General features: G+C 39.4%; 12 protein-coding genes and 2 rRNA genes. 4 read left to right on the forward strand and 10 right to left on the reverse strand.

Features of this window, described 5'->3' with window-relative positions; genetic code table 11:
* Positions 1–199: 199 nt before the first annotated feature.
* The 3 genes from L659_RS0122460 to L659_RS0122470 all read right to left on the reverse strand — a co-directional run bounded on the left by L659_RS0122460 (position 200) and on the right by L659_RS0122470 (position 3,503).
* Entirely contained in the window at positions 200–1,738 is a 1,539-nt protein-coding gene (locus tag L659_RS0122460) for a transposase (protein WP_024590181.1), read from the reverse strand.
* 228 nt (positions 1,739–1,966) lie between these two features.
* Positions 1,967–2,227: a hypothetical protein gene (locus tag L659_RS0122465; protein ID WP_024592024.1), complete on the reverse strand. Its 261-nt coding sequence runs from the start codon at positions 2,225–2,227 to the stop codon at positions 1,967–1,969.
* A gap of 568 nt (positions 2,228–2,795) precedes the next feature.
* Positions 2,796–3,503: an SDR family oxidoreductase gene (locus L659_RS0122470; protein WP_024592025.1), complete on the reverse strand. Its 708-nt coding sequence runs from the start codon at positions 3,501–3,503 to the stop codon at positions 2,796–2,798.
* A gap of 387 nt (positions 3,504–3,890) precedes the next feature.
* On the opposite strand from L659_RS0122470, the gene L659_RS0122475 reads away from it, so the two are divergent.
* A complete protein-coding gene (locus L659_RS0122475) occupies positions 3,891–5,204 on the forward strand; it encodes a M20/M25/M40 family metallo-hydrolase (RefSeq protein ID WP_024592026.1) in 1,314 nt (437 codons plus the stop codon).
* A gap of 64 nt (positions 5,205–5,268) precedes the next feature.
* Here L659_RS0122475 and L659_RS0122480 read toward each other — a convergent pair whose 3' ends face one another.
* The 4 genes from L659_RS0122480 to L659_RS0122500 all read right to left on the reverse strand — a co-directional run bounded on the left by L659_RS0122480 (position 5,269) and on the right by L659_RS0122500 (position 9,240).
* A complete protein-coding gene (locus L659_RS0122480; RefSeq protein ID WP_024592027.1) occupies positions 5,269–6,066 on the reverse strand; it encodes a response regulator transcription factor in 798 nt (265 codons plus the stop codon).
* Positions 6,067–6,187: 121 nt separating this feature from the next.
* Complete coding sequence (locus L659_RS0122485; protein ID WP_024592028.1) at positions 6,188–6,904, reverse strand: SIR2 family NAD-dependent protein deacylase; 717 nt, start codon at positions 6,902–6,904, stop codon at positions 6,188–6,190.
* Positions 6,901–7,917, reverse strand: coding sequence for a Kelch repeat-containing protein (locus tag L659_RS0122490; protein WP_024592029.1), 1,017 nt, complete (start codon positions 7,915–7,917; stop codon positions 6,901–6,903). Before L659_RS0122490 ends, L659_RS0122485 begins: the two co-directional genes overlap by 4 nt.
* Before the next feature lie 444 nt (positions 7,918–8,361).
* Positions 8,362–9,240, reverse strand: coding sequence for a sensor domain-containing diguanylate cyclase (locus tag L659_RS0122500; RefSeq protein WP_024592031.1), 879 nt, complete (start codon positions 9,238–9,240; stop codon positions 8,362–8,364).
* Between the two features lie 483 nt (positions 9,241–9,723).
* Between L659_RS0122500 and L659_RS0122505 the strand changes: the two genes are divergently transcribed.
* From L659_RS0122505 to L659_RS0122515, 3 genes are read left to right on the forward strand one after another with little or no spacing between them, the layout of a single operon-like run.
* Positions 9,724–11,784 carry a TonB-dependent receptor plug domain-containing protein gene (locus L659_RS0122505; RefSeq protein ID WP_024592032.1) on the forward strand — a complete coding sequence of 687 codons (2,061 nt, stop codon included), beginning with the start codon at positions 9,724–9,726 and terminating at the stop codon, positions 11,782–11,784.
* Positions 11,785–11,793: 9 nt separating this feature from the next.
* Positions 11,794–12,321, forward strand: a complete 528-nt coding sequence (locus tag L659_RS0122510) for a YfiR family protein (RefSeq protein WP_007586256.1) — start codon at positions 11,794–11,796, stop codon at positions 12,319–12,321.
* Between the two features lie 4 nt (positions 12,322–12,325).
* Entirely contained in the window at positions 12,326–14,344 is a 2,019-nt protein-coding gene (locus tag L659_RS0122515) for a putative bifunctional diguanylate cyclase/phosphodiesterase (protein ID WP_024592033.1), read from the forward strand.
* A gap of 93 nt (positions 14,345–14,437) precedes the next feature.
* On the opposite strand, the gene L659_RS0122520 is transcribed toward L659_RS0122515, so the two are convergent.
* The 3 genes from L659_RS0122520 to L659_RS0122530 form a co-directional block, all read right to left on the reverse strand.
* Positions 14,438–15,073, reverse strand: coding sequence for a methyltransferase family protein (locus tag L659_RS0122520; RefSeq protein ID WP_024592034.1), 636 nt, complete (start codon positions 15,071–15,073; stop codon positions 14,438–14,440).
* Between the two features lie 1,139 nt (positions 15,074–16,212).
* Positions 16,213–16,327: ribosomal RNA gene (gene rrf, locus L659_RS0122525) — 5S ribosomal RNA — on the reverse strand.
* 147 nt (positions 16,328–16,474) lie between these two features.
* Positions 16,475–19,365: ribosomal RNA gene (locus L659_RS0122530) — 23S ribosomal RNA — on the reverse strand.
* Positions 19,366–19,386: the final 21 nt, after the last annotated feature.

The raw sequence follows: 19,386 nt of genomic DNA on the forward strand, positions 1-19,386 counted from the left end.
TAACGAGCCTGTAGATTAACTCGTTTTTAAATTTGTTTTTATTGATAAACAAACCATAGCTGAGTTCCTATTTTGGTTCAATTGATTACTATATTTTTATGCAGAATATAGAAGTGTTTGATATTGTTTTAATTGGCGTTTTGGAAGGGATTACGGGTGTTTGAGTGGCTTTAATTTAGGTTAAAAGGGCTTCCCCTTTTTAATGTATCGTATTTTTCAGCTTTTCTATATTATGAACAAGGCAATACAATTGCCATTGCGCATTTACTTTCGCTTGACCCCGTAAGGTCAATTTATTCATGCCTTTGTTCACTGTAATATTCCCGAACACCGGTTCAATACAGCCGAGCCGTTTGCTGTATTGTCGTCGTCCGATTGGGCTGTCTATTTTAACTTTCATCTTATCGACATAGCTCAGCTTTTTGCGCGATTCATTATTTATAAACTGCACTTGTCGTCCTCTTTCTATCGGTGGTTTTCGCATGCATTGCTGCTGTAGCGGGCATGTTTTACAGTCTTTTAAGTAACCACAGAATCGCGTGTATTGCTGGTTATGGCTGTTTACATTGACCCCGCTTCGCCACATGGCATTGCCTGCAGGGCAGCGGCATGTTTGCGTTGTCTCATCATAATGAAAATCGTCTGAGGTAAATAACCGAGGCTTGCCTTTGCTGCGTTTTAGTCGCCGTTTTTCTTGCTCTGTTTCGTATGTTTCGCTGTCTTTAAATAGCGGATTTCGTTTTCTAAATTGGTTATCCGCAATGTAGGTATCGAACCCACTTTGCGCCATAAACTCAAGATTTACTTCGCTGTTAAACCCACTGTCTGCGGTAAATTTGATGGTGTGTTTATCTGCCATTTTTTCTGTATTGAGTTTAGCAAGCTGCTGTTTTAATTGTGCAACGGCTGGCTGTAAAGTTTGTTGTTCGCCCACTGAGCCCCACGCTTGTGCTTGCAGGATGATTTGATGTTTATCATCGTTTATCGCGATGCCGTTGTAGCCTTGAATTGTCCCTTTTGAGGTCGTCATCTTCGCACTATCTGGGTCAGTGATATTACTTTTAACAGGCTTGCCTTTACTGCCTGTTTTCTCTTCGTGAGTGGCTAAAAACTCGGTGATTTTACCTGCACTTCTATCCAGCTTTTCTTTTTGTTTTAAGTCCTGAGTTATCAACTCTTCGCCCAGTCCATCTTGTGATTGGTGGCGTTCAATAATACGTTTGCTTGCGCGTTCTAGTTTTGCTTTTTTGCGGCTTAACTCATCGAATGTGCCGCTCCACTCTTTACTCGCATTGGACTTTAATTTACACCCATCAATGGCAAACATATTGCGGCCTATCAAGTCTTCCTCATCACATATCATCAGCACTTGCGTGAAAAGTGGCTCAATCTGTTCATGCATTTTAGCCACAAAACCCGCTATAGATGTGTAATGTGGCTGGATATCACCCGACACACTCATAAATAAAATGTTCGTCTCACACGCTTTAGCAATTCGACGGCTACTGATCAAACCATGTGCATAGCCCAGTAAAATAATCTTTAGCATTACCGAAGGTGGATACGCCGCCGCGCCCGTTTTGTCATTGTTGTACCACGCGTCAAATCCCGATAAATCGAGTTTATTTTCGACAATATAACAAAGGGCATACTCAAAAGTGCCAGGCAGAATTTGCTCAGCGAAATTGATAGGAATGAATTTATTTTGACAGGATAAGTCAGGCTTGTAGTTAGCCATAACAGTTTACCGTGGGTGAATAATATCTATTAGATCACAGCAAACAGATGGATTCAAGGTTAAAAAGCAACCAACCAAGAATAGTTGGATACGTTCCTAAAAAGAGTAATTCTACAGCCTCAACGCCCATTTAAGAGGCAAAATATAGTTGGCTAAAATAGGTGAACGGAGTGAACAAAAGCCAACTATATTTTGTCCTGCTTGAAATTCTTTTTATGTTTCAGTTACTCAGGGCTTAATATACATTTTTATACTTAGAAACCCAAGTTTCCAGCCTTCGATAAAGCCAACTTTTGGGGTGATTTGATGGTTTACTACAAAGCCAGTTAGAACTAAAAAAGAAATAAAAACTATTCCATAGACCAACTCGAATGTATCTCCATTTACGATAGTTTCAGGTAGCAACGCCATTAAAGCAAAACTTGCTAGAAGGAATAAAACGACGTTAATAATACTAAAGAATATATATTTAAATATAAAACCAAACATATTTATTTGCACCTTCCATGATTGAAACATAACAATTTAGTCTACGACATTTGTCGTTTTACAAACCGACAAATGTCTTTATATTACAATGATTTTATCCTAGCTATAAAATAAACAACTGTAAACAGTTAGTTAGATTCGCCTTACCTTTTCTAAATGTAGCAAAACCCCAAAATGGTGGAGATCAGTAATATAAGACATATTGCTATGTTGTAATAATGGCTACTTAGTTAACAGGTTATATTTTAAATATCTGTGTTTAAACCAATAACGTGTACACCTCATAACCCTTAAACCTGTAACTCGTTATTGCTTATAAAATTAGTTAAAAATCACAATCCACTTTTATTGAATCCTGTGTATTTTTACTTCATATTAAATACTATTATTTCTCACTTACATACCTAGAGTGTTGCATGAATGGGTTATGGATCTTAAACCGCGTTAACACCCTACGATGAATTGACGTATTTAATAGCCTTAAAACGAAGAGGCTCAGCAGTTTTAAAATTTGCAATTAATAGCTGACTTTACTAGTTATCCACCTCATAGCGTGTTGTTATATTTATTAGAACGGTAACTCATCACCATTAAAACTATAAAGCTTTCCCGTATTATCAATAGATAAATTCAGAATAACGTTCATAACTCCAAGAGCCGAATCTACAACATTTTCACTTGCTGTAGAGCCACCCATATCGGTTTGAACCCAACCGGGGTGAACAGCTACCACAGCCACATTATCATTAACAAGTTCTTGTGATAAGTTCACTACTAGCATATTGGCTGCTGCTTTAGACATTCGATAACCATACCAATCCACACTTTGTTCTAGCGACAAAGATCCCATAGCAGAAGAAATAACGGCTATCTTACATAAGCGTTTTTTATTTATTAAAGGTAAAAAGCAATGAGTTAAATATAGTGGTCCAAGTGAATTCACCTTAAAACACATTTCGGCATTAGCGTAATTAATAGTATGGATACTTGTGTTTTCTCGATCCAAATATCCCGCATTATTTACTATTAAATCTAATTTAATATTTTCCTCATTAAGTTTACTTGCCAACGTCTTAATTTTTTCAGGGCAAGTGATATCCATTAGTTCAATAGACAATTTATTTGGAAACTTACCTTTCAATGAAACTAGAGCAACCGCCATTTCTAGATCTCTACAGGTAACAATTACTGTCCATCCATTTATAAGGTATTGTCTGGCTAATTCGAAACCGATTCCCCTATTAGCACCCGTTATTAATACAACTAAGTTATTCATTGTTTATACCTATAAATCTTACAATTTAGTCTACGACATTTGTCGCCTAAAAATGACAAATGTTCTTATATTACAATGGTTTTACCCTAGCTATAAAATAAGTATTTGTAAACAGTTAGTTCAGTCTCAACTTTTCTAAATGCAGCAAAAATCCCAAATGATGGAGGTCAGTAATATCAGGCAAATTGCTGTTTAGTTGCACAGCTTGATTATTAGTTAAAAGGTTATATTTTAAATACCTGTGTTTAAACTAATAACGCGTTCACCCTTAAACCTGTAACTCGTTATTACTTATAAAATTAGTTAAAAATCACAATCTACTCCTATTGAATCCTCTGTATTTTTACTTCATATTAAATACTCTTATTTCTCACTTATTATGCTGTTATGTCATTTTTAAAATTTAGCCATGCACTTATTCTCACACTTGCTAGTACCTTACCGCTTACAAGCCATGCAGCGCTTGATAAAAATGAGCGTGAAATAGTAAAACAGGTCGATAAAAATATTCCTCAAGCATTGCAAGAAATAGAGCAAGCCGTAAATATTAATAGCGGGTCGCTTAATATTGAAGGTGTAAAAAAAGTAGGTGCGCTGACAAGTGAACAGCTTAAAGCCATTGGTTTTAAAGTTGAATGGCTGGATGGCAGTGCGTTTAACCGCGCAGGGCATGTATTAGCAACATATGAGAGTAAAAACCCCGATGCAATAAAAATACTGATGATCGGCCATATAGATACGGTATTTGCCAAGCACGATGACTTTACCACTTACAAACAGCTTGATGCCGATACAGCCAGTGGTCCTGGTGTTGCCGATATGAAAGGCGGTAACACGATAATAATTACCGCTCTTAAAAGCTTACAAGCCCTTAATTTACTCGAAAATGTAAGTATAAAAGTATTATTGACTGGCGATGAAGAAAGCAGCGGTCGCCCGCTTAGTTTATCTAAACAAGCTATTGTTGATGCCGCTATTTGGGCTGACGTAGCGCTTGGCTATGAAAATGGCGACAACAATATAAAAACAGCTATGGCGGCGCGCCGTGGTTATACCGGTTGGACGCTAAATGTAACGGCAAATGCAGCGCATTCGTCACAAATATTTAGCGAAAGCGTTGGTTATGGCGCTATTTACGAAGCATCACGCATTTTAAATGATTTTAGAGAGCAACTTGCCACGCAACCTAATTTAACATTTAACCCAGGGCTTATTGTAGGTGGTACAAATGCCGACTACGACAGTGCTAACTCGTCAGCAACGGCGTTTGGTAAAAGTAATGTAATAGCACAAACCGTGCATGTAGCAGGTGATTTACGCGCACTTTCGCCAAAGCAATTCGAAAACGCAAAAAGATCAATGCAACTCATTGCTAGCAACAGTTTAAATGGCAGTAAAGCAGAGCTTATTTTTGAAGACGGTTACCCGCCAATGGCATTAACTGATGGCAATAAAAAACTATTAGAATTATACAGCGACGCAAGCCACGATTTAGGCTTCAACAAAGTAGTAGCCGCCAACCCACGCAACGCAGGTGCAGCTGATATTTCGTTTGCGGCAAATCATGTTGATATGGCACTTGATGGTTTAGGTTTGATGGGCAGCGGCGCGCACACTAAAAACGAAACAGCCGATTTAACCAGCCTTGATAAAAACATTAAAAAAACGGCATTACTCATTTATAGATTAGGAAAACTGTAATAGTAAATGTATTTCAAAGATGAGCGTAGGCCAAATAATCACCGTCCTACGCTTGTACTTACTTTTAAGACATTATTTTAAACAATAATTCTCGCACTGTGGCCGGTTCAAACGGTTTATCACAAATAGCATCAACTCCCGCTTGAGCTATATTTGCTAGGTGCGTTTCGTTTGCCTCTGAGCTCACCATTAAAATAGGAATATGTGAGTAGCTATTTGAGCTTCTAACGGCTTCTGTTAGTTCTCGCCCATCCATTTCTGGCATATTGTAGTCGGTTACAATTAAGTCAAACGATTGGTTATTTAAGTGCTCAATAGCTTCTTTACCGTTTTCAGCTTCTACCGGGGCAGGTATTCCCATACCCGCAAGAACACGAATAATGTGTTTACGCGCAAAGCGGCTGTCGTCTACCACTAAAACTCGCAGCAGCGTTACGTCAAAATGATCAAGTTCTACTTCTTCTTCGCTTATAATATCGAGGGTTGCTTTGAGTGCGCGGGTAATGGCTTTTGCGCTAAAAGGCTTAGGCAAAATAGCTAGGACACCCGATTGGCGTAATTGCTCAAGGTATTTTTTATTACGCTCGCTCGATATAAGCATAAAAGGTTGATGCTCGGTGATAGGGTTTGATCTTATTTCTTGCAATAGTGAATCGGCTGTCCCGTCAGATAAATACATAGAGCTTATAACTAGATCAGGGTGATAACTTGCTAATAAGCTAAGCGCTTGTGTTTGTGTAGATGCAGTTTCAACTTGTTTTACACCACTTTCTAAAAGCGATTTTATTATTATTTTTTGCTGAACCTCTGAAGGCTCTACAAGTAAAATGGACAAGTTTGCTATTGCAGTTAAGTCGCTCATTCAGATCTCTTTAGTATTGTTATAATCAGGATAATAATAACATTTTTGACTCGTTAATATTATATAAAGAGATTGTAATATTTAAGAAAACATTATCAATCCCTTTAAAATATAGCACTTCTTAATTAGATTGAATGTAATCTAATGCATTCATTTTTTTATATGTGACGTTAGCGTGCAAAATATGTGCAGGCTCAGGGTCAACCACTTCAACAGGAATGTCGTAATTTCGGGCTATTTCAATTGCCATTTGCGTAATATTAACGCTAAACGAGGTGCCCATAAATACAATTTTATCGGCGTTGAGCATACGCTGTTGTGCTTCTGTTATTCTGTAAAGCTCGGTGTAGTACTCGTCAAATAATAAAACAAAGGGCTTAAATGAATGGTTTAGCACAGGCGTTTGGTTTTGAATATTAAATAGCTCAAAAAGAGACTCTTGCAGGCGGCTTTCTTCTACACTATCCCACGGGGTGGCAAGTGGCGTGACTGGCTCACCTTGCTCATGAAATAAGGTCATTTGATCAAGCCTGCCATGAATAGCAATGTAATTTTTATTACCCGCTTTGCCATCAAGCCCATCTATGTTTTGAGTAATTAGGTTTTTGTCACTTAGCCAATGGTGTACGTCGTTTGGGCCATGGTTGCGATACGCTGCAAAGCGATGGTAATACCATGCTAAAAACTCTTTAGGGGCATTTTGGTACATTGCGCGTGTTGCCATTTCCATAGGCGTATAATTTTTACTGCCTATGGTCCAGTAACCATCCTCCCCTCTAAAGGTGGGAATACCACTGGCTGCGCTGACTCCCGCCCCGGTAATGTAAAGGGTGTTCACTTTGGCGCCTCGTAACCGAGTACGTTAGCGCTTACTTGCTGACTGTTATCAATACCGCCAATTCGATATAAAACACCGCTGTGCTCAAGTAAACCACGATGATCCATGCTCTTTACTTCAACTGGGGATAAAATCTGCCATTCGTTTTTTTCGATACTAAAGCGCCAAACATGATCACTTGCTGATGCAGGTTTGCCGTCGTAGCCTATTGCGCTGTAGTTATATGGGTTATTAGAGCCTGCCATCATATAAATATTGCCATTATAGCTGGTAGCTGCCATTCGATAGTGAGCGGTGCCCGTTGGATGAGGCAACGTACGCCAATCTATTTTTTGTGGATTAGTTGAATCTATTGTGCCTTTTAAACACTGTGCTACACCTGCAAACGAGCGACGCGAATCAGGATTAGCTTGTGTTTTAACGCCATCACAAATAACAATGGTATTATCGCTAATTGCAGCGGCTTGGCCAAATACGGGCTCACCTAAAAATGGCGAGGCTTGTTGCCATGTATTATTTTGCGTGTCGTACACTTGCACTAAGTTTACGTTGCCGTCGTTATGCCAACCGCTAATTAGATAAATGAAACGCGCTTTGTAGCTCAGCGCGACGCTATCGTCTACGGGTACTGGCATGCTCGCAAGATGAGTGTAGGTATCTTTTATTACGTCGTACTTATATACGTCGGGGCTTGAAACTTCAGTATGATCCTCTGCTACCGTATAGCCGCCAAACACATAGGCGTACTCGCCTAAACCGACTGCGGTGCTTGCTAAGCGCCCTTTTAGTGGCAAGCTTGAAGGCACACCAGTTTTAGATTGCCACTGTGAATCGCCAACTTTAAGCGCCCACACTTTGTTATGCACTGACGAATGCTGTTTATCGCGCCCCAGCCCCATAAAGCTTAAAAAATAGGTTTGGTTTTGTACTGTAACTTTAGCCACAGCATTATTAGCAACTGGCTCTGGTAAAGCGGGAAGGCTTGCTAACGCAAGAGAAAAAAGAAGGCTCATAAGGCAAATAATTTAATAAGAATTAATACGCTCAGATTAAATTATTTTAACCTTGTGAGCCAGTATTGTTATATCTAAATAATCAAACGCTTTTGATTAGTAACCATATTAGTAGGCAATACTAATATGATTATTAACGTGCGCCGCATTTTGCGCTTCATCAACCATTGCAGTTGCATAATCAGTGACCGATACCTTGCTTTCGCCTGCATCATTAGTAAAAAATGTATTACTGCCGATACGGTAATCGCCTTCATTATCACCTGGATATAATTTGTGGACAGTTTATTTATGACGTAATTATCAGCAAACGGTAGTGCGTGCTTTCATCGACTTTTTAGCGCAGCACTGTCAAACCGATATTAAAAAATATGTCGGCAAGTAAGGCATTGTAGTTAAGGGCGCTGTGACTATTGTTTAAGCTAAGGTGATAGTTCAGCTTAGTTATTGAGGTAAATAGGTTACGTTATCTAAGCCTTGTTGTTTGTTTTTGTACATAGCTTCATCAGCATACTTTATGAGTTCGTGATCTGTTTGGCCGTGCTCGGGGTAATTTGCAATTCCTATACTGGGTGAAATATTTAGTAGTACGTCATCTAACTTAAAGACGGCTTTAAACTCAGTGAGGACTTTATTTTTGATTCTGACGGTTTCGTGGCTAGAACTTAAGTTATCTAAAATAATTAAAAATTCGTCTCCGCCTAAACGCCCTACTGTGTCGTAATGCCTAACCGACGCTGAAAGCCTTTTTGCTATAGCGCATAAAAGCTTATCGCCAATTTCATGTCCGTGAGTATCGTTTACTGCTTTAAAGCCATTTATGTCTATAAACAGCAAAGAAAAAAACGTGTTGTTTCTGGTTGCACTAATAATTACTTTTTCTAATCGATTCATCAATAATGATCGATTTGGTAGGCCAGTTAACACATCGTGCCGTGCCATATAATGGAGTCGATCTTCCATTACTTTACGTTCAGTTATATCGTGCGCGACAGCAATTCTTACTTGATGTTGCTCTGACCAACGAACAGACCATAATATATGAACTACTTGACCATCTTTTCTCATCCAACGGTTTTCAAAGCGAGGGTTCACCGTTTCGCCAGACAATAGCGATGTTACGGCATTATGCGTTTTATAATGATCACCTTCGTAAACATAGTTAATCATTTTTTTGCCTACAACTTCGTCGGCCGTATAACCAAAAATTTGCTCAAATGCTGCGCTTACAAAAACAAATGTGCCTTGTTTATCTACCACACAAACGGCATCAAGCATTAAATCGAGTACTTCTTCTACATTAATTAATTCATTTTTTTCCATACTTTGGTGCCTTCAAAGCAAAACCAAGCGAATTTAAGTATTCTATATACCTTTAATAAAAGCAAAGGTAATTGAAACTACAATAATAGTTAATACAAAGTTAGATTAATCGTGCACGTATAATTAATATCGCCCTTGTAAAAGCATGAAATGCAAAGTTAAATAATCAATAAGCGCAAAATACTTTGAAGTCCTTCAAAAATAGACTAAATTTTAAATAGTATATAATCATATAACTCTCAGTAACTTCTATTTTTTGACTCTTTAATAAATGTAATTGTATAAAATGTATCTACTTTATTTTTTAAATTTTACTGTTTTATTGGCCGAAGTTAAATTTTTTAACTACTACAAAATTAGTTGTTTTGATTTAATCGCATTTATACTTTTACGCTGTTAATGTATGTTAATATTGTGTGACATCACATGTATTACAAAAACAGTCATTGTTTTTGATTTTTTGATTGCGCAGGAGACTTTTGGGTGAAAATATCACAACGTTTATTTTGGCCATTACTTTTTGTGTGCCCTCTTGTAACGGCTGAGCCGTTTGAAGATGAAGACCTCGATCTTGATGCTTTAATGGGTATGGATGTGCAAGCGACTTCTGCGATGAAAAGAGCACAATCAGCATTTGATACCGCTTCATCTATTTATGTATTAAGTAAAGAACAAATTACTAAATCTGGTGCTACATCAGTACCTGAAGCACTAAAAATGGTGCCGGGTTTAATTGTCCGTCAGCTCGATAACAATCAATGGGCTATTTCCTCAAGAGGCATTGCCTCTCGCTTTTCAAGCAAATTATTGGTTATGATTGACGGACAAAGCTTATATACCCCAAAGTTTGCCGCTGTTTATTGGGAAACACTCAACGTTCCTTTGTACGATATTGAACGTATTGAAGTTATACGCGGACAAGGCGGATTACTTTGGGGAAGTAACGCAAATAATGGCGTTATTAATATCATTACTAAAAATAGTATTGATACTCGCGGTGGATACGCAAGTGTAACAACTGGTAATCAAATAAATGTTGATGCAAATCTTCGCTACGGTGGTGATATAAGTAACATAGGCAGCTACCGAGTGTATGGTCATTTAAAAGATGCTAATGAATCAAAAAAAGGGATCTCACTCGATCCTAACGACACAACTAAGCAAAATTCTTTAGGTTTTAGAGCTGACTTTACCCCTAATGATGAGTGGTCAGCACTACTTCAGGGTGATGTAACTCATTCCACACTTGGCCAAAACTACCGAGGTGTTGTCGATGAAACCAACGAAAACATTTCATTTTCAGATGATTTAAAGCGAACAGACACGCGCATAATGGCGCGCCTTGAAAACAGAATGTCGCCAGATGCCAATCAAATGCTACAAATTTCTTGGCTTAAACAAAATGGCTCTCAAAATTATATTAAAGAAGACTTTGAATCGATAGATATTGATTATCAAATGAACTTTATATATCAATCTCTACAGTTAGATTGGGGGTTGAACTACCGATACAATTCTATATCTTTCGCAGAAAGTGTATTTTTAGATAGCGATAAAAACTTTGATAGCCTCAAACAATATGGTGCACTTGTTCAAGCTCAATATAATGTGACTCCTGACACTCTCGACTTTATTATTGGTACTAAGCTTGATCATAACGATTTAACTGGCTGGGAAAATCAACCATCAGCAAGACTTATATACAAACCAGTAGATAACCACCTTACTTGGGGCGCAATATCGCGAAGTGTACGTACACCAACATTAATTGAGTTTAACGACAACTTTAAAGTTAATGGTACAGAAATTAAAGATCTTACCGGTTTAAGTTCAGGCTTTGACCAAATAGACGACTACCGAATTGCAACCTACCTAAATGGTAATGACAAAGTTAAATCAGAAAACTATCTATCTTATGAATTAGGCTACCGTTTTACTGCTAACGATTGGTCATTAGATCTTTCTACTTATTATACCGATGCTAAAAACGTAGCGGTTATTGATATGAATACGCATGCTGAACAATTCACTCCTATACTTGATTTATTTCTAGCAGGGAGAATTCCAGAAGTATTTCAAGCACTAACAATGACTCGTATAGATTTAGACTTTGCATCTGTAGCAAACACAACCACTAAAGGGTTCGACTTAGTAATATCATGGCAACCAATTAATAATCTCAATACTGAGTTTGGTTACAGTTACACCGACTATAACTACGATTTACCTCCTAGAGTAGAGCCCGCTATCGGGTATGACTCTAAAAACAGGCAGTTATTTGCAAAAGCCGATTATACATTCTCAACTGACCATAACGTATTTGCGACATTACGAGCAGTAAACTCAAATGCATATAATACTGATAATTACACAACGTTAGATGTTAGTTGGAATTGGCAGGCTACTCCTGTGTGGTCTACTGCAGTTTCGGGTAAAAACCTATTTTCAGGTTCACATATTGAGTACAGTAATACGCGCGAAACCTATACATTACCAAACTATATTGATGAATGTATTACGTTTACAATTTCAGCAAATTTCTAAGCTAATTAGATGATTAAATTAAGAAGTCTAATTCACAGAAGCTTGATAGCCTTGGTACTTTTAAGTACCAGCGTTGACGCTGTTGAAAAAGAATACATGCTAAAAGCAGGCTTCTTGTATAACTTTGCACGTTTTGGACACTGGGATTCTCATTTAGAACCCCTTGATCAATTTACTATTTGTAGCCCTGATAAATACTTTATTGATGTGGCTAACACCGCTCTAAAAAATCGCACTATAAAAAAATTACCTTTACATAATAAATTAGTCACTATTGATGAAGTCACTACATCTGCGTGTAACATGCTATTTATCACCTCAGATACATTTGCTCAGTGGCAAAACATAACTCCTTTAGATCTAAAAAATATTATGGTCATTGGTGAAACAGACTCATTTATTGAAAATGGCGGCCATATCAGATTCTTTCTTTCCAGTGGTAAAATTCGCTTTGAAATTGCACCACAACAGCTTAAAGATGCAGGCATTACTATGAGTTCAAAAGTACTACGACTTGCACGCGTTGTAGATAGGTAATGCAATGAAAAAACTATTTGCATTAAATACAATGAGCAAAAAATTATTATTCATCTTAATGAGTGTCGCACTTGTATCAACCGCTACAGTAACCATTGTATTTAGTGCTTATGAAATCACCAGCGCTCAAGAAGAACAAATAGAAAGCCTGGGGTCGCTGTCTAAAATGCTTTCACCCAATATAACTACTGCACTTATGTTTAATGACATAGATGCAGTACAAGAGCTTATAGACCCAATACTTATACGCTCAGATGTTATTAGTATAATGGTAACGAGTATGACTGGTGAACAACTTGTTATTGCTCAAGCCGAAAATGAAGAAATAGAACAAAGCATTGAGGTTAATACCCCCCTTCAGCTCGATATGCATGATTATGGCGTATTAAAAATACGCGCTAACAACAGTTACATTCAAGATAGAATCACTTTTTACTTTAAATTTATAATGATTTTGATGGTCTTTACCTTTGCTATCAGCCTCATTTTATCCCTTTTGCTAAGGCGCCGCTTTTTAAACCCTATTTTATATTTAGCACAAACAGCAAATAAAATAACAACGTCACATGATTATAGCTTACGCGCTAAACAACTATCACAAGATGAAGTAGGACAATTAACCTCTTGTTTTAACGATATGCTATACAACATTGAGCAAAGAGAAAGTTCATTAGAAAACCAAGTTAGGCTTCGTACTAATGAACTTGAAAATGCAAATATTCAGTTGCAACAATATGCTTACCAAGACGGGTTAACCGATTTACCAAATAGACGGTATTTTTATGAGAAACTACAAAGCTTAATAAGTGTTGAAGGAATGAAATTCGCACTTATATTTATAGATTTAGATGGTTTTAAAGAAGTAAACGACAGCCTTGGGCATGACTACGGTGATTTATTATTACACCAGGTAGCAACGAGGCTGCAAAGCTGTATAACAACAAAAGATACAGTAGCACGCTTAGGTGGAGACGAATTTACATTAATTTTAGAGGGTGTAAATAGCCCAGATGAAGCATCAAAAATTGCCGAAGCTGTAAAAAGTAGTTTAATGCAGAGCATTAAAATAAAAAAAGAAACAGTCTATGTTACCGCAAGCATAGGTTTAACGTTTTTCCCTGCTGATGGTTTAACAGTAGAAGAGCTCGTTAGACGTGCTGATCAAGCGATGTATTTATCTAAAAATAAAGGGCGGAATCGCTATGAGTTTTTCTCCTATGCTATCGAAGAAAAAGCCACAGAAAAGCGTCGCCTGATAGAAGAGATACGCACTGCAATTGTTAAAAACCAATTTGAATTATATTACCAACCTATATTTTCAATTGATGGGAAATCAGTACCAAAAGCTGAAGCCCTTATTCGTTGGAACCACCCTGAACGAGGCCTAATAGGCCCCAATGAATTTATACCTGTCGCTGAAAAAAACGGATTAATAAACGACATCGGCCAATGGGTAAAATCTCAAGCAATTCAAGATACCGTCCAATTCAATGTTTTAAGTGAAAAGACAATTCAAGTCAGTGTAAATACATCACCTCTTGAAATTGACCGCGCTGGTTGCTGGGTGGATGAATGGATTGTTGCAAGTAAAAAGTACCAACTACCCGCCAACACTATTTTAATTGAAGTCACTGAAAATACCTTAATGGATCCAGATTCGTCAATACAGCGACAATTAAAACGCTTAAGCACTATTAATATAGACATAGCGATTGACGACTTTGGTGTTGGTTATTCTTCTTTGGCGTATTTACAGCGCTTAGATATAGACATTTTAAAAATAGATCGCTCATTTATAAGCGATATTGAATCAAACGATAATAGTATTGCTCTCGTTAAGGCTATTATCACTATGGCTCACAACCTAGATGTAATGGTGGTAGCGGAAGGTGTTGAAACACAAAAACAGTATGACCTATTAAAGCTGCTTGCTTGCGATTATATTCAAGGCTACATTTTTTCAAAGGCAATTACTAAACAAGAGTTTATGAAAAAGTATATAAAACAAAAAGAAGTGATCTAATTTATGTCTATCGTGCTAGATTTTAGCAATTCAACACAGAACACTTCTTTACTCTTGCGTTAAAATTTCATGTATTTAAAGCTTAATCCCAAGCTATAACCAGCGAGGGACTAGTTGCTTGTACTCTTTATATTGTATTGAAAAGCGATGAGCTAAATGAGCTTCTTCAACTAACGTCTGTCTATATATAGCTATAAAACCAATAACCAAACAGGTCAAACTAAATATACTAGGTAAGGCTAAAAAGAAACCCACCTGTGCAGCTACAACACCTAAATACATCGGATTCCTAGAGTATTCATATAATCCTGATGTTTTAAGCTCATGTGGTCCCTTAGGATCAATTCCTGAACGCCAAAGTGCTGCCATATGAAAATGTACAAACATCGTCAAAATAAAACCTGCACTCAATAAAATATCGCCAAATAATACACCTGGCCAGCCATTGAGAATTGGGAATAGCCCAAGGTAGCTATCTAACTCAGGTACAAACACTCTAATTACACATATAAACCAAATAGCAGCTCTGAAAAACTTAAAAACCATATGGTTCCACCAACTAGTACAAAACTTATCTCCGGGATAAATAACGCCTGATGGTGTGTCTCGATTTTTATAAATAATTCTAAATGTATAAAAGCCCGCAACAAAAGTATAAAAAATAGCTAAGTAAATACGTGTAAATTCAACTAGCGAAGTAGAGTCATCTAAAAATGTTTCATAGGGCATCTAGTTACAGCTCACAATCATTATTGGTAGTAATTTTAAAACAACTAACTCAATAAATTTTAGTTATAAGGTCATGAAATTATATTAGTATTCATTGCCTTCATAAACAAGTTAAGTCAGAGGTTTGTTAACGAGTAATCATTAACTAATACCATTAATTTAAAATAACTTTGATTTATGAGGATCTCATACTTTTTATATAATACCAATCTGCTTATATATTTGAATTGATATTATTCACTCATATTTTTACATTCTATATATGCAAAAAAACGACTATTTCGGTTAGGACTTTCTTTAATTTGAAGCTTTGTACAGTGCAATAGTGCCCTCAGCGTTAGGACGTCACAGTGAAATACTGCACTCGCATCGGCGATGCCACTTTAACTAGTTAAATTAAGTAGATTATTCACTGAGAGACGCTTCGCTCTAGAGAAATACCTGTATCACTTTTCTAAAAATGTAAAAAGCCGACTCTTTTTGAAACGGGCTCTCTAAAATGTGAAGCTTGTGTAATGTCATGGTGCACAGCGGTAGAAAGTCACGTAGCAAATGCTGCTGTATTGGCCGACTGAGATATTGAGGGGTTTTGTTGTGATTTTAGCGTCGGGAGTCGCTACGCTCGCCCTACGTGATGGATGTTGATGTGAGTGTGTGTTAATTGCGCACATTTCACTTTTCTACAGACGTAAAAAAGCCTGAATCTCTAGATTCGGGCGCTCTACAATGTGAAGCTTGTGTAATGTCATAGTGCCCACAGCGGTGGAGGGTCACGTAGCAAATGCTATTGTATTGGCCGACTGAGATATTGAGGCTTTTTGTTGTGATTTTAGCGTCGGGAGTCGCAGCACTCGGCCGCCCTACGTGATAGGTGTTGATGTGAAAGTGTGTTAATTGTGCGTATTTTACTTTTCTGCAAACGTAAAAAAGCCCGAATCGTTAGATTCGGGCTTTCTACAATTTGAAGCCTGGTAATGTCGTAGTGCCCACAGCGGTGGAGAGCCACAGTGAAATGCTACACTATCATCGGTCGAAGCTTTGGTTTCACTACTGAGTTAGGCATGGGCTCTTGGCTATTTATCAAATCCCAGACAGAAAAAAACCCGTCACATTGCTGTAACGGGTCTCTACAATTTGAAGCCTGGTAATGTCCTACTTTCACATAGCAAATGCTACACTATCATCGGCGCTGTTTCGTTTCACTACTGAGTTCGGCATGGAATCAGGTGGGTCCAAAACGCTATTGTCACCAAGCAAATTTGGGCGTTAATCCGTATCGCTACGCACTAACTGAATTTGGAAAATATCTGATAATATTTTTTAAGTCTTTCTTCAAGTAATATCTACTTTAGTTATATTAACTTCTGTCTAAACTGTCGCATAAAACGCGTTTGGCGTTGTATGGTTAAGCCTCACGGGTAATTAGTACAAGTTAGCTTAATGGCTCACACCACTTCCACATCTTGCCTATCAACGTTGTAGTCTTCAACGGCCCTTCAGAGACTTTAAAAGTCTAGTGAGAACTCATCTCGAGGCCTGCTTCGCGCTTAGATGCTTTCAGCGCTTATCAGTTCCGAACGTAGCTACCGGGCAATGCCATTGGCATGACAACCCGAACACCAGCGGTTCGTTCACTCCGGTCCTCTCGTACTAGGAGCAACCCCTCTCAATTCTCAAACGCCCACGGCAGATAGGGACCGAACTGTCTCACGACGTTCTAAACCCAGCTCGCGTACCACTTTAAATGGCGAACAGCCATACCCTTGGGACCGACTTCAGCCCCAGGATGTGATGAGCCGACATCGAGGTGCCAAACACCGCCGTCGATATGAACTCTTGGGCGGTATCAGCCTGTTATCCCCGGAGTACCTTTTATCCGTTGAGCGATGGCCCTTCCATTCAGAACCACCGGATCACTATGACCTACTTTCGTACCTGCTCGACGTGTCTGTCTCGCAGTTAAGCTGGCTTCTACCATTACACTAACCGTACGATGTCCGACCGTACTTAGCCAACCTTCGTGCTCCTCCGTTACTCTTTAGGAGGAGACCGCCCCAGTCAAACTACCCACCAGGCACTGTCCGTAACCCCGATTCAGGGGCCAACGTTAGAACATCAAAACTACAAGGGTGGTATTTCAAGGTTGACTCCACAACAACTAGCGTCGCTGCTTCAAAGTCTCCCACCTATCCTACACATGTAGGTTCAATGTTCAGTGCCAAGCTGTAGTAAAGGTTCACGGGGTCTTTCCGTCTAGCCGCGGGTACACAGCATCTTCACTGCGATTTCAATTTCACTGAGTCTCGGGTGGAGACAGCGTGGCCATGGTTACACCATTCGTGCAGGTCGGAACTTACCCGACAAGGAATTTCGCTACCTTAGGACCGTTATAGTTACGGCCGCCGTTTACCGGGGCTTCGATCAAGAGCTTCTCCCTAAGGATAACCCCATCAATTAACCTTCCGGCACCGGGCAGGTGTCACACCGTATACGTCATCTTGCGATTTTGCACAGTGCTGTGTTTTTAATAAACAGTCCCAGCCACCTGGTCACTGCGGCTCCCGTCCGCTTAGAGAGCAAGTCTCATCACAGATAGGAGCGTACCTTCTCCCGAAGTTACGGTACGATTTTGCCTAGTTCCTTCACCCGAGTTCTCTCAAGCGCCTTAGTATTCTCTACCTGACCACCTGTGTCGGTTTGGGGTACGATTCCATATAATCTGAAGCTTAGAGGCTTTTCCTGGAAGTATGGCATCAGCAACTTCATCACCGTAGTGACTCGTCTCGTGTCTCAGGTTTAGTGTTTGTCCGGATTTACCTAAACAAACGCCCTACTCACTTTCACATAGACTACCAACGCTATGCTTGCTTAGCCTGCTCCGTCCCCCCATCGCAATTATATCGAGTACAGAAATATTAATCTGTTTCCCATCGACTACGCCTTTCGGCCTCGCCTTAGGGGTCGACTTACCCTACCCTGATTAACATGGGATAGGAACCCTTGGTCTTCCGGCGTGGGAGTTTTTCACTCCCATTATCGTTACTCATGTCAGCATTCGCACTTCTGATACCTCCAGCATACCTCCCGGTACACCTTCAACGGCTTACAGAACGCTCCCCTACCACTCAGAATAAATTCTGAATCCGCAGCTTCGGTGCATAGTTTAGCCCCGTTACATCTTCCGCGCAGACCGACTCGACCAGTGAGCTATTACGCTTTCTTTAAAGGATGGCTGCTTCTAAGCCAACCTCCTGGCTGTCTGGGCCTTTCCACATCGTTTCCCACTTAACTATGACTTTGGGACCTTAGCTGGCGGTCTGGGTTGTTTCCCTCTTCACGACGGACGTTAGCACCCGCCGTGTGTCTCCCGGATATTACTTTACGGTATTCGGAGTTTGCAAAGGGTTGGTAAGTCGGGATGACCCCCTAGCCTTAACAGTGCTCTACCCCCGTAAGTATTCGTCCGAGGCTCTACCTAAATAGATTTCGGGGAGAACCAGCTATCTCCCGGTTTGATTAGCCTTTCACTCCTAGCCACAGGTCATCCCCTAACTTTTCAACGTTAGTGGGTTCGGTCCTCCAGTTGATGTTACTCAACCTTCAACCTGCCCATGGCTAGATCACCGGGTTTCGGGTCTATACCTTGCAACTATTCGCCCAGTTAAGACTCGGTTTCCCTACGGCTACCCTATTCGGTTAACCTCGCTACAAAATATAAGTCGCTGACCCATTATACAAAAGGTACGCAGTCACCCAACAAGTGGGCTCCTACTGCTTGTACGTACACGGTTTCAGGTTCTATTTCACTCCCCTCACAGGGGTTCTTTTCGCCTTTCCCTCACGGTACTGGTTCACTATCGGTCAGTTGGGAGTATTTAGCCTTAGATGATGGTCCACCTATATTCAGTCAAAGTTTCACGTGCTCCGACCTACTCGATTTCACTTAAAATGTCTTTTCATGTACGGGACTATCACCCTGTATCGTGGCGCTTTCCAGCAGCCTTCCATTAACACATAATAAGCTTAAGGGCTGTTCCGATTTCGCTCGCCGCTACTTTCGGAATCTCGGTTGATTTCTTTTCCTACGGGTACTTAGATGTTTCAGTTCTCCGCGTTCGCCTCGTTAACCTATGTATTCAGTTAACGATACCTGCAAGCAGGTGGGTTTCCCCATTCGGAAATCTTAGTCTCAAGCGCTTTTTACTAGCTTGACTAAGCTTATCGCAAGTTAATACGTCCTTCATCGCCTCCAACTGCCAAGGCATCCACCGTGTACGCTTAGTCACTTAACCATACAACCCAAACGGGTCTTT

This window comes from Pseudoalteromonas sp. S8-8 (assembly GCF_000497875.1).
Lineage (GTDB): Bacteria > Pseudomonadota > Gammaproteobacteria > Enterobacterales > Alteromonadaceae > Pseudoalteromonas > Pseudoalteromonas arctica.

Bases quoted from the DNA above. Each gene is read 5' to 3' on its own strand.
- L659_RS0122460 (WP_024590181.1), bottom strand. From the start codon at position 1,738: ATGGCTAACTACAAGCCTGACTTATCCTGTCAAAATAAATTCATTCCT.
- L659_RS0122465 (WP_024592024.1), bottom strand. From the start codon at position 2,227: ATGTTTGGTTTTATATTTAAATATATATTCTTTAGTATTATTAACGTC.
- L659_RS0122470 (WP_024592025.1), bottom strand. From the start codon at position 3,503: ATGAATAACTTAGTTGTATTAATAACGGGTGCTAATAGGGGAATCGGT.
- L659_RS0122475 (WP_024592026.1), top strand. From the start codon at position 3,891: ATGTCATTTTTAAAATTTAGCCATGCACTTATTCTCACACTTGCTAGT.
- L659_RS0122480 (WP_024592027.1), bottom strand. From the start codon at position 6,066: ATGAGCGACTTAACTGCAATAGCAAACTTGTCCATTTTACTTGTAGAG.
- L659_RS0122490 (WP_024592029.1), bottom strand. From the start codon at position 7,917: ATGAGCCTTCTTTTTTCTCTTGCGTTAGCAAGCCTTCCCGCTTTACCA.
- L659_RS0122500 (WP_024592031.1), bottom strand. From the start codon at position 9,240: ATGGAAAAAAATGAATTAATTAATGTAGAAGAAGTACTCGATTTAATG.
- L659_RS0122510 (WP_007586256.1), top strand. From the start codon at position 11,794: ATGATTAAATTAAGAAGTCTAATTCACAGAAGCTTGATAGCCTTGGTA.
- L659_RS0122515 (WP_024592033.1), top strand. From the start codon at position 12,326: ATGAAAAAACTATTTGCATTAAATACAATGAGCAAAAAATTATTATTC.
- L659_RS0122520 (WP_024592034.1), bottom strand. From the start codon at position 15,073: ATGCCCTATGAAACATTTTTAGATGACTCTACTTCGCTAGTTGAATTT.